Source organism: Williamsia herbipolensis (assembly GCF_000964005.1).
Taxonomy (GTDB): domain Bacteria; phylum Actinomycetota; class Actinomycetes; order Mycobacteriales; family Mycobacteriaceae; genus Williamsia_A; species Williamsia_A herbipolensis.
In genome coordinates, this window is sequence record NZ_JXYP01000018.1 from 132,336 (window position 1) to 150,230 (window position 17,895).

The 17,895-nt window shown below is 67.5% G+C and carries 20 protein-coding genes and 4 tRNA genes; 11 read left to right on the top strand and 13 right to left on the bottom strand.

Going from position 1 to position 17,895, the window contains the following annotated elements; translation table 11 throughout:
- Positions 1 to 19: 19 nt before the first annotated feature.
- Complete coding sequence (locus tag TU34_RS09260; RefSeq protein ID WP_045822568.1) at positions 20 to 769, bottom strand: pyrimidine reductase family protein; 750 nt, start codon at positions 767 to 769, stop codon at positions 20 to 22.
- A gap of 34 nt (positions 770 to 803) precedes the next feature.
- On the opposite strand from TU34_RS09260, the gene zapE reads away from it, so the two are divergent.
- Positions 804 to 1,817, top strand: a complete 1,014-nt coding sequence (zapE, locus tag TU34_RS09265; protein ID WP_045822569.1) for a cell division protein ZapE — start codon at positions 804 to 806, stop codon at positions 1,815 to 1,817.
- Positions 1,818 to 1,827: 10 nt separating this feature from the next.
- Here the strand turns inward: zapE and TU34_RS09270 are convergent, their stop codons facing one another.
- The gene (locus TU34_RS09270; protein WP_082080093.1) at positions 1,828 to 2,376 is read right to left on the bottom strand and encodes a GNAT family N-acetyltransferase; all 549 of its coding nucleotides are present in this window, start codon (positions 2,374 to 2,376) and stop codon (positions 1,828 to 1,830) included.
- Between the two features lie 146 nt (positions 2,377 to 2,522).
- Here TU34_RS09270 and TU34_RS09275 point away from each other — a divergent pair, with 146 nt between their 5' ends.
- Entirely contained in the window at positions 2,523 to 2,978 is a 456-nt protein-coding gene (locus TU34_RS09275) for a hypothetical protein (protein ID WP_045822570.1), read from the top strand.
- A gap of 143 nt (positions 2,979 to 3,121) precedes the next feature.
- On the opposite strand, the gene TU34_RS09280 is transcribed toward TU34_RS09275, so the two are convergent.
- Complete coding sequence (locus TU34_RS09280) at positions 3,122 to 3,418, bottom strand: putative quinol monooxygenase (RefSeq protein WP_045822571.1); 297 nt, start codon at positions 3,416 to 3,418, stop codon at positions 3,122 to 3,124.
- A gap of 1,187 nt (positions 3,419 to 4,605) precedes the next feature.
- Here TU34_RS09280 and TU34_RS09285 point away from each other — a divergent pair.
- On the top strand, positions 4,606 to 5,244 hold the full coding sequence (locus tag TU34_RS09285; RefSeq protein ID WP_045822572.1) for a hypothetical protein: 639 nt from the start codon (positions 4,606 to 4,608) through the stop codon (positions 5,242 to 5,244).
- Between the two features lie 6 nt (positions 5,245 to 5,250).
- Here the strand turns inward: TU34_RS09285 and TU34_RS23900 are convergent, their stop codons facing one another.
- The 7 genes from TU34_RS23900 to TU34_RS24620 all read right to left on the bottom strand — a co-directional run bounded on the left by TU34_RS23900 (position 5,251) and on the right by TU34_RS24620 (position 10,208).
- Positions 5,251 to 5,397: a hypothetical protein gene (locus TU34_RS23900; RefSeq protein WP_160298515.1), complete on the bottom strand. Its 147-nt coding sequence runs from the start codon at positions 5,395 to 5,397 to the stop codon at positions 5,251 to 5,253.
- A 395-nt stretch (positions 5,398 to 5,792) separates the two neighbouring features.
- Complete coding sequence (locus TU34_RS09290) at positions 5,793 to 6,041, bottom strand: hypothetical protein (RefSeq protein WP_045822573.1); 249 nt, start codon at positions 6,039 to 6,041, stop codon at positions 5,793 to 5,795.
- A complete protein-coding gene (locus TU34_RS09295) occupies positions 6,038 to 7,114 on the bottom strand; it encodes a hypothetical protein (RefSeq protein ID WP_150116469.1) in 1,077 nt (358 codons plus the stop codon). Before TU34_RS09295 ends, TU34_RS09290 begins: the two co-directional genes overlap by 4 nt.
- Complete coding sequence (locus tag TU34_RS09300; protein ID WP_045822575.1) at positions 7,111 to 7,365, bottom strand: hypothetical protein; 255 nt, start codon at positions 7,363 to 7,365, stop codon at positions 7,111 to 7,113. The genes TU34_RS09295 and TU34_RS09300 overlap by 4 nt, the downstream gene beginning before the upstream one ends.
- A gap of 313 nt (positions 7,366 to 7,678) precedes the next feature.
- Complete coding sequence (locus TU34_RS09305; protein WP_082080070.1) at positions 7,679 to 8,836, bottom strand: AAA family ATPase; 1,158 nt, start codon at positions 8,834 to 8,836, stop codon at positions 7,679 to 7,681.
- Entirely contained in the window at positions 8,833 to 9,894 is a 1,062-nt protein-coding gene (locus TU34_RS22315; protein ID WP_082080071.1) for a bifunctional DNA primase/polymerase, read from the bottom strand. Before TU34_RS22315 ends, TU34_RS09305 begins: the two co-directional genes overlap by 4 nt.
- Positions 9,895 to 10,007: 113 nt before the next feature.
- Entirely contained in the window at positions 10,008 to 10,208 is a 201-nt protein-coding gene (locus tag TU34_RS24620; RefSeq protein ID WP_082080073.1) for a helix-turn-helix transcriptional regulator, read from the bottom strand.
- Between the two features lie 405 nt (positions 10,209 to 10,613).
- Between TU34_RS24620 and TU34_RS09315 the strand changes: the two genes are divergently transcribed.
- A complete protein-coding gene (locus tag TU34_RS09315; protein WP_082080074.1) occupies positions 10,614 to 11,933 on the top strand; it encodes a tyrosine-type recombinase/integrase in 1,320 nt (439 codons plus the stop codon).
- Positions 11,934 to 12,072: 139 nt separating this feature from the next.
- Here TU34_RS09315 and TU34_RS09320 read toward each other — a convergent pair.
- From TU34_RS09320 to TU34_RS09330, 3 genes are all read right to left on the bottom strand, one after another.
- Positions 12,073 to 12,147 (bottom strand) — tRNA-Val (locus TU34_RS09320).
- A 24-nt stretch (positions 12,148 to 12,171) separates the two neighbouring features.
- Positions 12,172 to 12,245: transfer RNA gene (locus TU34_RS09325), tRNA-Cys, on the bottom strand.
- 24 nt (positions 12,246 to 12,269) lie between these two features.
- A tRNA-Gly gene (locus TU34_RS09330) sits at positions 12,270 to 12,342 on the bottom strand.
- 241 nt (positions 12,343 to 12,583) lie between these two features.
- Between TU34_RS09330 and TU34_RS09335 the strand changes: the two genes are divergently transcribed.
- The 7 genes from TU34_RS09335 (at position 12,584) to TU34_RS09365 (ending at position 17,894) form a co-directional block, all read left to right on the top strand.
- A tRNA-Val gene (locus TU34_RS09335) sits at positions 12,584 to 12,658 on the top strand.
- A gap of 116 nt (positions 12,659 to 12,774) precedes the next feature.
- On the top strand, positions 12,775 to 13,665 hold the full coding sequence (locus TU34_RS22320) for a hypothetical protein (RefSeq protein WP_052688831.1): 891 nt from the start codon (positions 12,775 to 12,777) through the stop codon (positions 13,663 to 13,665).
- A 91-nt stretch (positions 13,666 to 13,756) separates the two neighbouring features.
- Positions 13,757 to 14,983: an ApeA N-terminal domain 1-containing protein gene (locus tag TU34_RS09345; RefSeq protein ID WP_045822577.1), complete on the top strand. Its 1,227-nt coding sequence runs from the start codon at positions 13,757 to 13,759 to the stop codon at positions 14,981 to 14,983.
- A gap of 329 nt (positions 14,984 to 15,312) precedes the next feature.
- Complete coding sequence (locus TU34_RS09350) at positions 15,313 to 15,624, top strand: hypothetical protein (RefSeq protein WP_052688832.1); 312 nt, start codon at positions 15,313 to 15,315, stop codon at positions 15,622 to 15,624.
- A 40-nt stretch (positions 15,625 to 15,664) separates the two neighbouring features.
- Complete coding sequence (locus tag TU34_RS09355) at positions 15,665 to 15,937, top strand: hypothetical protein (RefSeq protein ID WP_045822578.1); 273 nt, start codon at positions 15,665 to 15,667, stop codon at positions 15,935 to 15,937.
- 62 nt (positions 15,938 to 15,999) lie between these two features.
- Positions 16,000 to 17,487: a terminase large subunit domain-containing protein gene (locus tag TU34_RS09360; protein ID WP_238981232.1), complete on the top strand. Its 1,488-nt coding sequence runs from the start codon at positions 16,000 to 16,002 to the stop codon at positions 17,485 to 17,487.
- On the top strand, positions 17,484 to 17,894 hold the full coding sequence (locus TU34_RS09365) for a hypothetical protein (protein WP_045822579.1): 411 nt from the start codon (positions 17,484 to 17,486) through the stop codon (positions 17,892 to 17,894). Before TU34_RS09360 ends, TU34_RS09365 begins: the two co-directional genes overlap by 4 nt.
- The last annotated feature ends 1 nt before the right edge of the window (position 17,895 follow it).

Here is a 17,895-nt window from a genome sequence, read left to right on the forward strand (position 1 = left end):
GTCATCGCCGCGGGAGCACTCAGTTGTCGTCGGAGGCGGCGGTGCTCTCGCCTCGCTCGCCCCGTACCCACCGGGTGAAGAGGAAACCCTCGTCGTCGGCGAGCACGTGTGCGCGGCGCAGGCGACGCGTGCCGCCGGTGTCGCCGTGGGTGATGCGCCCGGCGTCCCCGCCGATGAGGGTGGGGCCGGTGGTGAGGCACAGCTCGTCGACGAGATCGTCGGCGAACAACGCGGCGAGCAGACCGGGCCCGCCCTCGCACAACACCCGGGTGCGACCGCGGTCGGCGAGGTGTGCCAGCGCGCGATGCAGGTCGACGTCGTCGGTCCCGCAGTCCAGGAGTGTCGCGCCGGCCTCGACGAGCCGGGCACGTCGGTCGGCCGGTGCGCCCTCGTGGGTGAGGACGACGGTGCTCGCCGCGGTGACCGCGTCCTGGTCGGCGTCGAGGTGCAGAGATCCCGACACGATCGCCAGCGTGGTGATCGACGGGTCGTCGCCCTCGGGGTCGATCGGGCCGTACCCCTCCTGGGTGACGGTGGCCGAGCCGACGAGCACCACGTCGGCGAGGTCACGCAGCAACCCGAACACCTGCTTGTCGCCGTCGCCGCCCAACCCGGCCGAGAGGCCGTCCGCGGCCGCCGCACCGTCGAGCGAGGTCACCATGTTGGCCCGGACATGACACGTGCCGGCGTCGGTGGCGGGGTAGGCGTAGAGATCGGTCAGGGCGTCGCGGTCAACTGTGAGCTGAGTCGCTTTCTGCAAGAGGTACACCAGGTCATTTCTACGGCGTCGCTAGTGTCGGCGCATGACCGCACGTCTGAGCGACCGCTCGCCCCAGGTTCCGCCGGAGGAACTGGTGGACGAGATGGTGCCGCCGACGATGTTCGACGAGGTCAGCTTCGACAGCTACATACCCGACCCGAACGAGCCGTCGCAGTCCGCGGCGGTGGCGAGCTGCCGGCAGTTCGTCGAGCGGGCGCGCGGGGCACGGGCGGGCAAGCGGAAGCTGTTCGGGAAGAAGACTCCCGGGCAGGGCATCGGCCTGTACCTCGACGGCGGCTTCGGCGTCGGCAAGACCCACCTTCTCGCGTCGATCTACCACGAGATGCCCGGCCCGAAGGCGTTCGCCACCTTCGTCGAGGTCACCCACGTCGTCGGTGCCCTGGGCTTCACCGCGGCCGTCGATCGCCTCAGCGACCACAGCGTGATCTGCATCGACGAGTTCGAGCTCGACGACCCGGGCGACACGATGTTGGTGTCGCGGCTGCTCACCGAGCTCACCGCCCGCGGCGTGTCGATCGTCGCGACGTCGAACACCCTGCCCGGTCAACTGGGCGAGGGGCGCTTCGCCGCGCAGGACTTCCTGCGCGAGATCCGCAAGCTCGCGGCGGTGTTCGAGACCGTGCGCGTCGACGGACCCGACTACCGGCATCGCGACCTGCCGCCGGCGCCCGAACCCCACACCGATGCCGAACTCGCCGAGCTGGCGGGCAAGACCGAGGGCGCGACTCTCGACGACTTCGACGAGCTGTGCAAGCATCTCTCGACGCTGCACCCCTCGAAGTACAAGGCGCTTGTCGAGGGCGTCACGCTGGTCTGCGTGTCGGGTGTGCACCCGGCCCCCGATCAGACGGTCGCCCTGCGCATGGTGGTGCTCGCCGACCGTCTCTACGACGCGAACATCCCGTTGATGGTCTCGGGGTCCAAGCTCGACGAGATCTTCACCGAGGAGATGCTCGCCGGTGGCTACAAGAAGAAGTACCTGCGTGCGACGTCGCGGTTGCTCGCGCTCTCTCGGTTCGCCGAATCGACCAACTGACTTAGCAGGGTCAGCGCAGTGCGCGGACCATCACGAAGTCGCGCTGCTCGTCGCCGTTGAGCCAGAACGACTTACGGCCCACCTCGACGAACCCCGCCTTGCCGTAGAACCGTTGCGCCCGCAGGTTGACGTTGCTGACCCCGAGCCACACCGCGACGCTTCCGCGCTCGGCGCAGGCCGAGACCGCGGTCGACATCAGCTCGTGTGCCACACCGGCGCCGTGCGCCCGCGGCAGCACGTACATCTTGGACAGCTCCGAGACGGGCCGTTGCGTGACCACCGCCCGTACCTCGGGATCGGTGGGGTCACCGTGCAGAACGAGTGAGTACCCGACGATCGCGCCGTCGACCCGGGCGACCACCACGTCGCGGTTCTCGTCGGAGAGATGATCGCGGAAGTGCGCCGCCGTGAGGTTCTTGCCGATGAAATCGGCCGTGTCGGCGTCGGTGGTGCCGGGGGGACAGGCAAGCGGGAACGTCGCCGCTGCGACGTCGGCGATTTCGGTGGCGTGATCGGGGCAGGTGTCGATCGTGACGATCACATCGGTGGGCACGGTCACCGATTCCAGCACACGGCGCCGTCGATCCCGCCTTCGCGGTCCGTCCGTACCACTCAGAGCCGCCGTGTCAATCCCGTTGTCCACAGCGAAAGGCGCTGTGGACAACACTTTTGGCGAGACGACCTCGCCGGCGCACAGTGCAGGGCATGACGACACGACGCACGCTCTCCGACCCGACGCCCGACGTCGCGACGGCCTCGCAGGCCTTGCACACCGACCAGCTACGGGAGGGATGGCACACCCTGATGGGTCCACTCGGCTTCTCCGAGACCCTGCTCTGGTTCGCGTTCGTCGACGCGACCGGACATGTCCTCCCGGCCCTCAACCGACTTCCACTCGACGGTCCACCTGACGCGTTCCTGGCCGACCTGCTGTTCTACCGACTCTCGGAGGTCATCGACGGAGACGACGTCGTGAGCGTCGCGATGCTCATCACCCGGCCCGGGGTGGATACGATCTCGCCCTGGGATCGCGGATGGGCGCGGTTGTTCTCCGCTGCCGCCGAGCTCGCCGAGGTGACGATCGAGCCCATCTTCCGGGCCAATGACGCCGATCTCGTCGAGGTGCGCGATGACGGGACCGTGACGCGTTCCGTCGCCTGAGGGTGTCGCCACGCTGATCGACCGGACGTTCGTTCGTGCACTGCGCAATTGCCAGTCCGAATCCTCCGCGTCTCCCTACCGGCTGCGATGCCCGGTCAGGACCGACCAAGAGGATGCGTCGGGTCCTGAACGGTCACCGGAGATCAGAGCTTGCTGGCGAGTATGTCGAGGTAGCTGATGTCGGGTGGCGTGGAGAAGAGTTCCTCGGCGCGTTCGCCGAGCGCCTTGCCGACCGGTCCGTTGAGGTGGGTGTCACGGGCGTCGTCGTCGGGGAACGCGTCGATGATGCCGTAGGTCGAGGGACCGAACTGTACTGCGAACCAGGGCTTCGTGTCGGGCTCCTGCTCCACGAGGGGCAGCGCCGATCGAAGGAAATCCTCCACCGCGCCCTCTTTTCCGGGTCCGGCTTCGAGTCGGACCAGTAGCGCTTTGTTGACCATGGCGGATCTCCTGTTTGAAGTTGTCGGACGTGGTCCAGCATCACACCATCGATCGGTAAAGGGAAGGATTCGCGAGCCCGGATTCACGCAATACTGTCCCGCCTCTGGTAATCGTGAAATTTTGAGAGGAGACTGGCCGGTACAGAGAACGGTCGTGTCCGCAGGACGATCGGCGTGGTCTGCCGAGGCGCCAGGATCCTTTGTGTTTCAGGGGTTTTGAGGACCTACTCCGCGGTCGTCGGTCTCGCGGGTGATTCGGGCGTCACGCTCGCCGGAACTTTTGTCCGCCACACGATGTCTCCGCCGCTGAACACCCTTGGCGTCGATCCCGGTGATGAATCGTGTTCTTTCAGAACGCGAGTGACCGGGCGGGGGCGGGTGTCAGTTCGAGAGGCAACGTTGTGTGTATGAGGCGAGGCGCGGTGGTCGCGGCCATGACCGGAATGTGGCTCCCGTCTGGAGTCCAATGGCGCACAGAGAGTTTCGGGACGCCGGGCGTGGAATCTCGATCATTGGATGTGCGTTTCACGAAATCGATTTCGCTGCCGTGTCCCGTGCGTGCGCCCAGGGCCCAGCGGCTGGTCGAGGCCACGGCGCCACGTCCCCGCACTGCCGCGGTCTCGGCGCGGCCGACAGGACTCCGTAGCGGGAGGTGCGGGCCATCGCCGAACGGTTCGCCGGGCGCCGTCTCGCGTGACGCAGCGAGGTCGGTACGAGAGGAGCGCGAGACCGAGGATCGGGCCAGGTTCTCGGCACGTGAAACAGAGACGGTCTCCGGAGGTCGCTGCGCTCGGCTCGGCGAGTGAGACCGGTCGCCTCATCCGTCAGCCCGGCCAGGGCATCAGATCATCTCACTCACTGCCGACCAGGTCACGGCAGGTCAGACACCAAGAAAGCCCCGGTGGAGTACCGGGGCTGACCTGTTCGCCTGTGGTGCGCGATACTGGGATTGAACCAGTGACCTCTTCCGTGTCAGTTATCGCTTCTCGGTGTTCGCGACGTACCGCGGAATACCGGGAGAAGTATCAAAGTACCCGTCTATCTGTCTATATCGCGGTCTGACGTACCAGTGAGCTACCGGCGGAAACTGGGGGGTACCGCCGCAAGTGCGTGCAGAGTGCGTGCAGGGATTACTCCGCTCGACCGTGGTCCCCCGAACGGAGCTGCACCGGTGCTAGCTTCTGCGCGTGGGTGCACTGGAGTTCTGGTCTCACGTCGTCGACTCGCTCGCGTGGCCGCTGACGGCGGGCGTCGCTGTCGTCGTTCTGCGTCGCTCTATCAGTCGGGTACTGGAAGGTTTTGTCGCGATGTTCGCGCGCGCGACTAAGTTCAGTGCCGGCGTCGGGTCCGGCCAGATCGCTATGGAGCTAACAGAAGAGCTCACGGAGGAGCTGCGCGAAGAGAATGAAGAGCAGCCGCAAAACGACGCCCCGCCAGTCGCGGACGACCCCGTGGAAATGTCGAAACACGAGAGGCTTAAGCGGCTCTTAGCGGTCGATCAGCGCGCAGCGATGCTGTCCGCTTTTGTCGACCTAGAGTCGGCGGCGCGTGACGCTGTGCGGCAGTTCGAGCCCGATCGGTCGAGCAGGACCATGTCGTTTCAGAAGCGAATCGAACTGCTCCGACAACACGGGTTGTCCGATTCAGCCGCTAAGAGCGCCAGGTACCTGTGGGGTATCCGTAACGAGCTGACACATGGATACGCGCAGGATTTGCGTCTGCCAGACGCGTACGAGATTGTGGCGCTCGCAGAAGAGCTGGAGCGCTCGATACGGCGCACGCAGTTGTTCGGAAATAGCGACGACGGCGTCACCGGCCCAACGTAGGACGATCTACGTCGTGACGGCCGCGATACCGGCGTGTGCCTGTGCGATCGCCGCATAGACGGCCGCGAGCCCTATGTTCGTCTTCTGCGCCTCGAGTTCGGCGGTGGCGACTGCGGTCTCAGCCGCGGTGACGTGTGCTGCCTTGCTTGCCATGATCAACCTCGGTGTCTCGGTGGATCTCCCCGGCACTGTCATCGTATCGCCGGCACCCGACACGTCAGCGTTCCGCGGTCGGCACGCAGCGCCGCTGAGCGGAATATGTTCAGCGACAACGGTTCTCAGGGCTTGGACGGGTGCCCGGCGACATATTCGCGCGACTCGAGAATGGACCTCAACGCGCATATCCGCTGGTCAAAGCGGTATTTAGCTAGGTTAAGGCCATTTCTCCAATATCGTACAGACGCACGGCGTTAGTACGCGGCGTGGTCCTGCGTGATCGGCCGGGTGGGGGTCCCTCCCCCGGGGGGTGTGACTCGACCCCTCTCGACGACAACAGCCCCGACGTCCACCGGTGTGGTGGTGTCGGGGCTGTGTGCCGTTCTGCCGGCCTAGCGTTCGGTCGAGCCGCCGTCGGGTAGGTAGCGACCCATCCCGCGGTCACGGCCCGCGTAGGCCAGTGACGCGGACGGCGGCCGTGCGTTGTCGCTCGACGGCCGGTAGTCGGAGTTCTCGACCATCGTGACCCCATCGACGACGTCGCCGGGCTGAGGGCCCGACCGTCGCTGTCGGTGCTCGTCGGTCAGGTACTTGGCGAACCCGCGGTCGGTGGTGCCACGGTCGCTCGAGCGCGCGCTCATGCCGCGGCCTCGGGTGTGCTCGAGGTGACACCGCTCGGTATCGGTCGCTTGCTCTCCGGTTGTGCGACCCACCACCTCAGCGCCGCGTGTGCAACGTCATCGGGTGCGACCCCCTCGAACGATGCGAGGCTCACTGTGACCCCCTGCCATGCGGACCCCTGGGTACGTTGTTCGGCTGTCGGCTTGTTCTCCTCGGTCAGCGCGAACGGACCCGAGCGCACCCGTGGGGGTCGGGTGAGCGTGAGTTTGCCGGCGGTCGAGGTGAACCCACGGTCGAGGATCGCTGCGACCCACTGTCGGACTGCTTGGGCATCGGCCCACGACGACACCGCTTGCAACCACAGGCGCCGTGCCGCGAGCGCTCCCGCGTCGCCGTTGCGCACGAGGTCGGTATCGGTGGCGTCGACAGTGAGGTCGGCAAACTCGAGCCGCTGTGCTGCCTGCTGGGCGTCGGACACCGCGCCGCGGGCTGCGTCGAGTACGAGTGTGTCGATCTCGTCGAGGGTGTCTCGGACCCGCGCGCCGGCCTCGACGGTCATGCGGTGGTCGACCGCCTCGGCGAGCCGTGCTGCCTCGAAGGATGGCGCTGTCTGCAAACGCTCGTGCTCGTAGAAGCGCATCCCGCGTTCGACGATCTCAGGCACCCGGGCCTTGGCCTTGGACTGAGCCCACGCCTCGTCGAGCAGCCCTCGGGTGTGGTCGTCGACTTGTGCCGCTACAGCGGCGTTCAGCGCGGCGGCCTCGTCGGTGATCCGGCTGCGCACCCTGCGCGCGGTCGCCTCGATCAGGTCGAGTTGCAGCACCTCGGCGACCTTGGCTCCGAGGTCGCCGGCCGCGCCGAGCCCCGGTGCGGGCTTGTGCTGCGCCGGCGGTGTGGCCGGCGTGGGCGCGGGGTGGGTGACGACCTGACTCAGTCGCTTGTCTCCCATTTCGGCGAGCACCGCGGCGTTGGCCCGCTCGATGTCGTCGGCGCTGGCCGAATTGTCGTCGGCGTAGTCGGGTTCGGGCATGGGCTGGAATACCTGCGGCGCGTCGGGCCCGAGGTTGGGTGTGTGTCGGTGAGGTTGAGTCATGGTGTTGTCCTCCTGTGGGTGTCTCCCCGGTGCCGGCCGCGGGTGCGGTCGGTGGTCTGTGTGGTGCGCTGTCGGGCCTCGAACGCCGCGCAGCGGGCCGCGTAGTCGTCGTCTGTGTCGGACGGCCAGCGGTAGAGCGGGTGGAATACCGACGTCGTCGTGGGGCGTCGGAAGTCGGTGATCATCCACCGATCCATCGCCTCTCGGCGGTCGATCTCGGCGGGCTTGGCCGCCGGTGCGGGCTTGCTCATGTCATAGCTCCGATCGCACCGGCGTTAGTCAGGTGGTTGGTGAGGTCGGACCAGTCGTGCACGGCCACGCGGGGGTCCACCGTTTCCGACCCCCTCTTATAGAGGGGTCGGAAACGTGAAGGGGTGGGTGCGTGAAGGGGTGCGTGATGGTCGCGACCTGCGGTTTTGCGTTCACGCGTGAAGGTGCGTGAAGCAAACGTGAAGGGCACCGTGAAGCTAAACGGCCGTGATGGTCGTGACCTGCGGTTATGCCGAGCAGGCCCCGAAAACGTGAAGGGTGCGTGAAGGGGCAGACCGCTCGTGTGATGGGTCGTCACGACGGCGACTCCAGTTCTCCCCCGCGTGCGGCCAGGTGCCACCGCGCGGGCTGTGGATCGGCCCCGCGGGTGCCGTCTGTGCGCACCAGGACTCCGCGGTCCACGGCCTTGTCGAGCCGGCGTCGAGCTTTCTCCCGGTGGGCAGCGGTCGGTCGAGCGGTATCGAACAACAGCACCGCGGCGTCGTCGGCCGTCGCACCCTTGGCCCCGTACTCCTTCACGATCTCGAGGACGTCGTGCGCAGTGCCGGTGGTGCTCGAGGTCCCGTCAGGCGCGTGCATCACGCTGAGCGGACCCACGTCGTGCATGGGCTGTTTGAGGTGCAGGAGGCGCACGATCGGGTCACCGGACTCGCCGTGCAGCACCACGACTGACCCCGCGCCGTTGACGATGTGGGCCGAGCCGTAGATATCGGCGAGCGACTTGGGCGCGTTGCCATCGGCGCCACGCTTCACGAGGTGGTGCAGTTCGAGAACGTTGATGCCGGCCGCGATCACCCGGCCGCGGGCTCGGTTGTAGCCCGCGCCGACGCGATCCTCCGATAGCCCCACCGCGGCATCCTTCAGAGAATCGACCACCACCGCGTCACCGGCGTCGAGACCGGCAGCGCGGCATATCGCGAGGAAGCTATCTGTGTGGGTAGCGAAGTCGGCCAGCGGCGGCCCGCGCCATACGGTCAGCCGCGCCTCCAGCACCCCGCGGTCCTCGGCCGAGAAGATTCGAGCGAAGGCGCGCGCTGCCTGCGCGGGGCGGTCCATCGCGAGCACCAGCACGCGCGAGGCCGGCCGGACGGGGAATCCGAGCACCGACGACCGGAAACCGAGGAGAGCCGAGACCAGCTGAGCGGCAATGGTTGTCTTGCCCACGCCGCTCACACCGGCGACGATCAGGGCCTCACCCTCAGCCCACAGGATGTTCTTCCCCTCACCCCACACAGCGGTCGGGATGTCGGGGGTGTCGAGGATGAATGCCGCGCCGTCTATCAGCTGTTCCAGGGCTTGTGTGGCCTCGTCGCTGGTGTCCGGTTCGGACCCCTGAGCGCCGAACCAGCGCTCGGCGGCACGAAGGTAGGACAGGTGCGCGGGCTCCGAGGCTGCGTCGTCGTCGAGGTCATTGGGTGCATTGTTGGCGATCCACTCCGAGAAGGTGCTCATCGTCGGCCCCCATCCGAGATTCGGACGATCGCGCCGAACACGGCGCGCAGCATCTCGGCCTCGGCCTCCTCGACCGACCGGACACCGGCGTCACCGGACGATGCGCGGCGCGACAGCTCGGCTAGGAACGCCTCGAGCACAACGCTCAGCGCAGCGGCCGCGCCCGGGTGCCCCTCGACGCCGGTCGAGAGCACGCGCCACGTCCGAGACACCAACGTGTCGTGTGCGCTTGCCCGCATCTGCTCGGCCAGGTTCGCGCGGCCGATGGCCGCGAGCATCGCGAGGTCCGGTTCACCCACCGGCAGTGCGTCGAGGTAGGCGTCGAGATCATCGACAGTCACCTGCGCGATCTCGACTCCGGTGAGCCGCTGCCAATCGAACGGAACGCCGGTAGTGCGTAGCCGTGGACGGCGCCAACGCAATTCGTCGACCCATCTCTCGGGTAGCGGTGGTGGGTAGTCCTCGTCCCCGGCGATGTCCTCATAACGGCGGTCGCCGATCCGCGACGGTGGCGCGATGACGTAGTGCCTACCGCCGGCACGGAGGTCGACCCCACGGCCCGCGGTAGCTCGGAACGTCACGTCGTCCGGCACGCTGAACCAGTAGTGCAAGCCGCCGTGCGGGGTCCTGGTCGCCGGACACGCGGGGAGCGGGCCGAGCCGGCTCTCGAGCGCCGTGATGGTCTCCTCGGCGCCGTGCTTGTGCAGGTCGATGTCGATTACTAGGAATCCCCGCGGGACAGCGATCCCGATGTTCGCGTTGGGGTGTCGTCGCCATAGGTCACGGGCGCAGTCAGCGTCGGTGGTTGCGGCGTGGAACCCGTTGCGCGTCGCGGGCGCCTTGCCGTCGACCACGCAGGGAAACACTGGGGTGCCGGCGATGGCATATGCGACTGCCTGGCCGGCGAGGTCAACCTCAGCCGCGAGGTCTGCGGCGACAGTGGCCGGTTGTCCGAGCCCGGCGGTATCCTCGATGCCAGCGGTGTGGTTGAGCGCCGTTGCGGACGGGGACCCGTCGCAGTCGGGGTGACTGCGGCGGGTTTTCTCGTTGTGAGGCATGTGCAACGCTTTCTGTTACGCGGAACGGCGACAATGGTTTTCGCCGATGGGGTGACGCTCACGCGGTTGCCGGACGCGAGCGGTAGAGCTATCTCGGTTGTTGCGGGTCGAGGTCAGCTATTCGTCTGCTCCAACCACAGTTCGACGTCGAGCGGCCGATACATGACGCGCCGTCCGACGTGAAGGCAGCGGGGACCGCGTCCGAGGGTCTGCCAGTTCGAAAGCGTTTGCTCTCCGACTCCGAGGTAGGCAGCGGTCTCTTTTCGACTCCAGAGTCGGTTGGTGTCGGTTGGTACATGCGTGGTGGTCGTCATGGGTCAGCTCTCTTGTGGGTAACTCGGCTCTACGTCTTGTATGAACCTCAGGTAAGCACCCCGGGTGGATTTTCGCTACCCCGTATCGGCCGTAAAGCACTGTCGCAGAATCGAATTGGTAAGCTTTGGCGTCAAAGCTTACAACTCTGTGGCACAACATGATTCGTTAGTGGGCACCATTCTGACTCCCTCGGGCGCGTCCCATACGGGCAGTTCACACGGCGTTTTTGAGACCTCGTTCGCGGTGCGACAACAGAGCGACGCGACGCGCACATGACCCGCGCGATGCCCGAACAGAAACCCGCAAGGTAGACCCGGAGGAATGTTTCGTGTCTCGGCGTGTCCCGCGGCGTGTCGTTGCCTTCTTCGAGTGACGTCTTAACATCGTGCGTACTCTGACTAACCGTGAGCACAGAACAGACGAGCAATCGACCGCGCCGGCGACCGGGCAACGTCCGAGTCTTCGACGCGCATTACAGCGACTATCGGCGGCGGGTGAAGCGAGCGAGCGGGTGGCACGTCGTCGACGGCCACGAGGTGCCTAAGCGCGAGCGGTGGCAGGTGCGCTACGTCGACCTCGACGGCCGCGAGCGCTACGAGACATTCGAGGCCAAGGGCAAAGCACAGGCACGCGCGGACACGCTCACCGCCGAGCTGACGGACGGTTCGCACGTCGACCGACGAAAGTCTCAGACCACCGTCGCGACCGTCGCCGAGTCGTGGTCGGCGTCGCTGGTGTCCAAGGCGCAGAGCACTAGAGCGAACTATGCGTCGGTGCTCGCCAACCACGTACTACCAGCGTGGGGGAGTCGGGAAGTTGGCTCGATCACGCACGACGACGTCACACGGTGGGTTGCTGAGCTGACGCGCACCCCGCGCCGCGGATCGACGTCGGAGACACTGTCACCCGCGACCGTGCACAAGGCGTGGATCGTGTTCTCCGGTGTGCTCGATTACGCGGTCGCTGACGGCCGTCTCCGCGCAAACCCTGCCGCCAAGGTCGAGCTACCCAAGATCACGTCGAGCGCTGACGTCTATCTGTCGCACGCGGAGGTCGGGCGTCTCGCCGCGGCCGCGGACTATCTCTACGCAAGTCGCTCCGATCGCCGGCGCGCCGGTCGCGACCGCGTAGGTGAGAAGACAGTCGACCTCGACCCCACGGGGGTGCCGATCATCCCGGATGCTGAGCCCTCCCCAGATGGTCTGCTGATCCGCTTCGGTGCGTATTCGGGGCTGAGGGTGGGGGAGTTGTCTGGCCTGCAGGTGCGTGACCTCGACCTCGAGCGACGCACTATCCATGTTCGACGAGCCAATACAGAGGTGGCCGGCCGGCTCGTCGCCGGTCTGCCCAAGGGTGGCAAGGTCCGGTCGCTCGACCTCGTGCCGCACCTCGTCGAGGATCTCCGCGCGCATATCGCGGGTAAGGCGCCGACTGACACTGTGTTCTGTGGTGCGACAGGTGCGCCGCTGCGTCGCGGCAACCTCAACAAGCGCGTGATCGGGCCGGCCGCTGATCTCGCCGGCCTCGACGGCGTCACCGCGCACACGTTGCGTCACACCTACGCGAGTATCTGCGCGTCGGTTGGGGTCCGGATAGAGATTGTCTCCCGGTGGATGGGGCACGCCTCGGTCGCGATCACGCAACGGGTCTACGTCGGCCTTTTCGACGAGGATCTTTCGGCGTCCGCGGACCTCGTCTCCGCTGCGCTCGCGGCCTCGAAGTGACGTCAAAGTCGAGCCGAGGACGTCGCGGTAGTCGGCGGTATCTGGACCTCGTGCGTGCAGAGTGCGTGCACGCGACCTCGGGTAGCAGAAGAGGCGGCCCCCGACACTCTCGGAAACCGCCTCTCAACTGGTCTAACTCTGGTGCGCGATACTGGGATTGAACCAGTGACCTCTTCCGTGTCAGGGAAGCGCTCTCCCACTGAGCTAATCGCGCGGGTATTTAATTGGGAAACGCTCGTGGAGGCGGCGACGGGAATCGAACCCGTGTGCACGGCTTTGCAGGCCGTTGCCTCACCACTCGGCCACACCGCCACGGTGGACTCAATCGCTCTTCCGAGCGGACGACGGGATTCGAACCCGCGACCCCAACCTTGGCAAGGTTGTGCGCTACCAGCTGCGCCACGTCCGCGTGCGCCGCAAACCTTGTGGGCTCGCGGTGCGAAGCGAAACACTATCCGAATCGCGGGCGACCCAACAAATCCGCTGGTCATCGGTGAGTCCCCGGGGACACACCACCGATGAGACGTCGCCGTTTCGACGGTCGCGACGGGCCGCGGGCGGCCACGAGACGTCTGACCTCGATTGGCGGGATCACCCTGTCGTCGTGATAACGTTCTGCGGTCGTCGGCGAGGAACACCACGCCGATCGCGGTCCCGTGGCTCAGTGGAAGAGCGTCCCGTTCACACCGGGAAGGTCGCTGGTTCGATCCCAGCCGGGACCACCAGGTAGAGGCGTTATTCGCCCGGTTCGGGCTATTACCGGGCCGTAGAGCGCCGCTCGAAAGGTGGTCGGATGCCCGCTCACACTCGGGTCCGCCGCCTGCTTGAGCGAAGTGGTCGGATGCTCATCGACTTAAGTGGCGAGTCGAACCGGCACTTCACCTTGCGCCAGACTCGTCGTGACGAGACGGCCGAGGAGCGCAACATTCGCCAATACGTCGAGGCTCAGGGGTACGGGGGCGACGATGAGGTTGAGTCGGTCGCGCTGGTAAAACGTCACCGCTTGCTCGAACGCAGCTTCGAGGTGTTCGACGTGCGTTGCGTGCGCAGTCGTTGGTGGGTGATCACCAACATGACCAATCTGTACAGCCAAGATGACTTCATCTCCGCCGACTACGCCTTCTCGTTCCACCTCGGTTTGATGACGCGGCTGTGGGAACGCGACCGCGGCGAAGTCGCCCCCGAGGCGCGCTCGGTGAGTGAGCGGTCATGGCGCAAGCTCGACGACGCTGGCGAGGCGTGGGCGGCAGCGCGAGACACCGAGGACTTCCAGACGGTCGGCGTCAGGTTGCGCGAGGCGATGATCGCGCTCGTGTCGGATTATGCCGACGATGACTGGGTTAGCGATGTGACCGATCGCCCTCAGCTGGCCAACGTCAAGGGCTGGCTCGAGGTGTTCGCCGGCAAGCTGTCGACCAAGCGGCGGCAACGCGCTTACCTACGGGGAGTCTGGGACAGAGCGTGGGATTTGGTCGTGCACCTGCAGCACGACTCATCCGCGCGAGAACCTGACGCCGCGATCGCGTTCAATGCGGTCGAGCACGCTCTCGAACTGTTCTCCCATATGCGCCTTTACATCGAGCGGGATAGCCCCGTTGAGTGTCCTCAATGCGGGTCTCGTCGGTTCTCGGAGACAACCGACTGGACCGACGATGAGCGCCTTGAGGTGTGGCAGGAGTGCTCAGCTTGCGGCTACGCCACCGAGCGAAGCGAGTGGCCGCTCAGCACCTAAGACGGCGGCCCAGGGAGCCGCATCGGTCGACCGACTGAACTTGCCGCGTTCTGCCCGACGGTGAGGTAGCCGCCGGTTTACGGTGCCTGACATGGAGCCATTCAAGGCCGATGGCCGCTTCTGGATCGCAACGACACACGACCGTGCGGCCGACGGGCAGCTCAGCTGGGGGCCTGGCGCCAAGGCTGAGCTGGTCCTCGCGATGCGAGTCATCGACGAGGTGGCCGCCCCGATCGAGCACTCGAATGGCACCACCACGATCATCCAATCGGGCGACCCGTACAAGATCGTGGAGGACGGCACGCCCCGAGTCCTGCACGGCGACACCGACCGAGGGCCGGTCACATGCGTCGATGCCTACCTCGGCCCGCCGAGCTTCGGCAGCGTAGCCACGGCGTTCGGTCAGCGGTGGGACGTCCAGACGCTTATCGTCGGGGCGCACCTGCCGGGCCACGACACAGCGCTCGACGCCGTGCGGTTCGTCCTCGACACCCCGGGCTGGTGGTCTCACCTCGCCGACGCCGAGACGGTCACCACCGCCGCTGGCGAACTCAGCTGCTCGCGCGACAGCGAGGGGGTGGTCTCGTTCGAATACCGACCCGTGGCGCCGCTGACGATCCGGTCGGCCGACCGCAGCCTGCGCTCAATGCAGACAATCGCGATGCTGGCGCTGGGCGCCGAGCTGACACTTCTCACGGTCAACGTGCGGGCTGCCGGCGCCCCAGAGTGGCTCATAGTGCTGACGCGCGATCAGGACCCGACTGAGACCTCGTGGCCGAGCCCCGACGACCTGCTCCCGCCGAGCTGGCTGACGTTGCAGCGCCTCGCCGACTGGCTCGCTCTCGAAAAACGGATGGACGGGCTCGCGGCGGCTGTCGCGTTCCCACCCGAGGCGGTCGCTGTCCAGGTGAGCGCGCTGGTCTCTGGCTCGCTCATCGAGGGCATCCACAAACGACTGGTCACGGACGATGACACCTACTTCGTCGATCGCGCCCGAGACCTCTACGCCCGAGCGACCGCGATCCTGCCCGAGCCCGACCTCACCGGGTCTGTCGGCGCTGGCTGGGCTGAGCTGGTCAGGCAGGCCCGGAATGACCTCGCACACCACAACACCGGCCGCCCGTTCGAGAAGGTGTTTTGGGACTGGCTCATCGCAGAGTCGACGACGATGTGGGTGTTGCGCGTCTGTCTGCTAGCTGAGCTTGGTCTCGACGCCGCCGAGATGCAGGCTGCCGTCGATGATCACCAGCGCTACGGGTTCTACCGCGCCAACCTTGAGGCCCACATCCGCGAGCGCGACGCGATCTCGGCACCGTAAGACTCAGGCCGACCCGTCGAGGACGTCTGGGCCGCCGGCGGCGGGGAGGTCGCCGCGGTAGGTGACGGCCTCGCAGCGGCGGCACACCCAGGTGCGGCAGGGGGACTGGGCGCTGATTGGCCCAGCCGACGAGGTGTGTTCGGGGCGGACGCCAGTCACTACCGCAGACAGGGCAGCGGCGCGGCTTCCACTCGATGACGCGGGACACGCGGGTGACCTCCTCGGCCCGCGACGAGTGAGCCACACGGTAGCGACGGCGTCCGACAACGCAGTCCGGCGGGCTACGCAGCGTTCCGTAGCGCTGCACCCTCGTTTCGTAGCGTTCGGGCATGAGCACATCACCGACACCACAGCCCACCGGCCGAACCTCTCTGTCTGCCAGCGCAGATCAGGGGGGCGTCGCGCACGCCGACACCGTCAGCCACCCTCGCTCGCGCGACCCGCGGTCGTGGTCTGCACGGCTGGCGGTGCTCGCCAGCCGCGGCGAGACGACGGGGGAGCGGGTCGACGAGGCCCGCTCCGCACTCGCCTGGTGGGCGGTCTCGCGCCGTCTGACTGCTGAGGTCGAGTCCGGTCGGATGACCCAGGCGAACGTCGACCGCGTCCTCGACCAACTCGCCGAACTTCCCCCGCCGCGTTAGCTGCGGCGTCGTCCCAACACGACCCCCCCGAGGAGCCCCGATGACGAACCGAACCCAGATCGAGTTCGAGATGCCCGACCTGACTGACCCCGACCCCGCGGCCGAGGCGGTTCTCCGCGAGCTGGCCGAGGTGCACCAGCCGATGGCGTGGCGCGAGTTGCGCCCGTTGTTGAAGGGGCTCAGTCGAACTCGGCGGCAGGCGCTGCTCGGTCGGCTGATCGGGGAGGGGCGCATCACCTGGACCTGCCTGCGCCCTGGCGCCGACGTGGTCATGATCAACTCGCGGCCGATCCTCGAACGCGCGGTCGCGTGACCACTGCTGCGGTGCGCTCGATGGTCGCCGCGGGTGCGCTGGCTGCTGCTCGTAGTCGGTTCATGCCCGACAACCCGGCTGAGCTGGCGCGCAAGTTCGAGCCCGGCTTCCGGGTGACGCCGACGATCCGGTTGCTGTCTGATGTCGCCGTGCGGTCGGTGACCGAGCCCGACCAGCGCGACATCGTGACCACGCCGCCGCGCACCGGAAAGTCGCGGCTGCTGGCGGTGTGGACCACGGTGTGGGCCCTGCGGCGCGACCCTGACGCACAGGTGGTGCTGGTCAGCTACGCCGACGACCTCGCGCAGTCGCACAGCCGCGAGGCCCGGGCGTTGATCGCCGAGCACGGCGCGGCCCTGGGGATTGCACTCGCCGCCGACAAGACCGCGGTGGGCAGGTGGCGGGTCGAGGGACGACGAGGTGGGCTGCTGGCGACCGGAATCAATTCCGGCGTCACCGGGTTCGGTGCCGACGTGCTCATCCTCGACGACGTCGTCAAGGACGCCGCCGAGGCAGACTCGGCCGCACACCGGCGGCGTGTCGTCAACGAATACCGCTCCACGCTCGCGACCCGCGTCCACCCCGGCGGCTCCGTGCTGCTGGTGATGACGAGGTGGCACGAACGCGACCTCGCCGGGGAGCTGCTCGAGGCCGAGCCCGACGTGTGGACGCACACGAACGTCCCCGCGGTCGCCGAGGCCGGCGTCCCCGATGCGTTGCGGCGTGCGCCCGGCGTCGCGATGGTCTCGGCGCTGGGCTACACCGCTGACCACTTCGCCGCCCAGCGCCGCACGTCTGGCGAACGCGCCTGGGCGGCGCTCTATCTCGGTGTGCCGTCGGCGCCATCGGGCGGGCTGATCAAGGGGCACTGGCTCGACAGATGGCGGGTGGCCGCGGCCCCGGTCGCCCCGACGATGACCGTGGTCGCCGTCGACCCCGCGGACTCAGGGACCGGGGACGCCGCGGGAATCGTCGCCGCCTGCCTCGGGCGCGACGGTGTGGTCTCACTCGTCGCCGATGCCTCGGCGCAGATGACATCAGATCAATGGGCGCGCCGCGCCGTCGAGCTCGCGATCGAGCTGCAGGCCAGCGAGATCGCGGTCGAGTCGTTCGCCGCCGGGACCACGTATCGCCGTGTGGTCCTCGAGGCGCTGGCACGGTACCGCCCCCAGCGGCCTATCCGGGTCACCGCCTGGCCGCCGAAGGGATCCGGTCGCGGTCGCGGCGATGCCATGGCGCGCAGCTCGCCGCTGCTGCAGGCCCTCGAGACCGGAACGTGCAGGATCGCCGGGCACCTGCCGGCATTCGAGGAGGCCGCGACGCGGTGGCAGTCAGGGCAGCACCAGCCCGACGCCCTCGCCGCCGCGGTGATTGCCCACGACGTCTGCTCGCACGCCGCGCGGTCGGGTTCTCGGATCATCGCCCCGACAGGGCGACTCGGCGACGGTCGCGGGCTCGGCGGCCCGCTCGCGCGCCGGGTCAGCGACGGCCCGCCGGTGGCCAGCCTCGACGCTCACCGCCGCCGAATCACCGATGGGCGCGCCGGATGAGCGACCTGTACGACGGCGACGCGACCGACCTGCCGTGCCTGACAGTGCAGGGCGGTGAGGTGTGCAGCGTGCCCGAGTGCCCGTGCGCGGACCTCAACGGCACGCTCCGGTCGACGGGTCGCGCCCGCCTTCTCGCTGCGCTGCTGACACCGCAGAGTGCGCCGTGCCAGTGCCCTCGGTGCGCCGCCAAGCCGATGAACGCGTTCTGCACCAGCGAGGCCGAGGCCGAGTTGGCAGTCGGTCACGTCTCGGACTGGCCGATGTTCCTGCTCGGGCTCGACGTCGTCGAATTCACCGGGGCGGCGTTGTGCCCGGCGTGCGGTGGGTGGGCGCCCGAGTTCGCCGACGCCGAAGCGGTGCCCGATGTGCCGAGCGTGATCCTCGCGGGCGGGTGCCCGGTTCACTAGC

What these genes read in the sequence shown, in the direction of transcription:
- TU34_RS09365 (WP_045822579.1), top strand. Translation starts at nt 17,484, where the DNA reads ATGAGCGACCTGTACGACGGCGACGCGACCGACCTGCCGTGCCTGACA.
- TU34_RS09275 (WP_045822570.1), top strand. Translation starts at nt 2,523, where the DNA reads ATGACGACACGACGCACGCTCTCCGACCCGACGCCCGACGTCGCGACG.
- TU34_RS22315 (WP_082080071.1), bottom strand. Translation starts at nt 9,894, where the DNA reads ATGCCTCACAACGAGAAAACCCGCCGCAGTCACCCCGACTGCGACGGG.
- TU34_RS09345 (WP_045822577.1), top strand. Translation starts at nt 13,757, where the DNA reads ATGGAGCCATTCAAGGCCGATGGCCGCTTCTGGATCGCAACGACACAC.
- TU34_RS09300 (WP_045822575.1), bottom strand. Translation starts at nt 7,365, where the DNA reads ATGAGCAAGCCCGCACCGGCGGCCAAGCCCGCCGAGATCGACCGCCGA.
- TU34_RS09280 (WP_045822571.1), bottom strand. Translation starts at nt 3,418, where the DNA reads ATGGTCAACAAAGCGCTACTGGTCCGACTCGAAGCCGGACCCGGAAAA.
- TU34_RS24620 (WP_082080073.1), bottom strand. Translation starts at nt 10,208, where the DNA reads ATGACGACCACCACGCATGTACCAACCGACACCAACCGACTCTGGAGT.
- TU34_RS09360 (WP_238981232.1), top strand. Translation starts at nt 16,000, where the DNA reads ATGCCCGACAACCCGGCTGAGCTGGCGCGCAAGTTCGAGCCCGGCTTC.
- TU34_RS22320 (WP_052688831.1), top strand. Translation starts at nt 12,775, where the DNA reads ATGCTCATCGACTTAAGTGGCGAGTCGAACCGGCACTTCACCTTGCGC.
- TU34_RS09355 (WP_045822578.1), top strand. Translation starts at nt 15,665, where the DNA reads ATGACGAACCGAACCCAGATCGAGTTCGAGATGCCCGACCTGACTGAC.
- TU34_RS09350 (WP_052688832.1), top strand. Translation starts at nt 15,313, where the DNA reads ATGAGCACATCACCGACACCACAGCCCACCGGCCGAACCTCTCTGTCT.
- zapE (WP_045822569.1), top strand. Translation starts at nt 804, where the DNA reads ATGACCGCACGTCTGAGCGACCGCTCGCCCCAGGTTCCGCCGGAGGAA.
- TU34_RS09290 (WP_045822573.1), bottom strand. Translation starts at nt 6,041, where the DNA reads ATGAGCGCGCGCTCGAGCGACCGTGGCACCACCGACCGCGGGTTCGCC.
- TU34_RS23900 (WP_160298515.1), bottom strand. Translation starts at nt 5,397, where the DNA reads ATGGCAAGCAAGGCAGCACACGTCACCGCGGCTGAGACCGCAGTCGCC.
- TU34_RS09295 (WP_150116469.1), bottom strand. Translation starts at nt 7,114, where the DNA reads ATGACTCAACCTCACCGACACACACCCAACCTCGGGCCCGACGCGCCG.
- TU34_RS09305 (WP_082080070.1), bottom strand. Translation starts at nt 8,836, where the DNA reads ATGAGCACCTTCTCGGAGTGGATCGCCAACAATGCACCCAATGACCTC.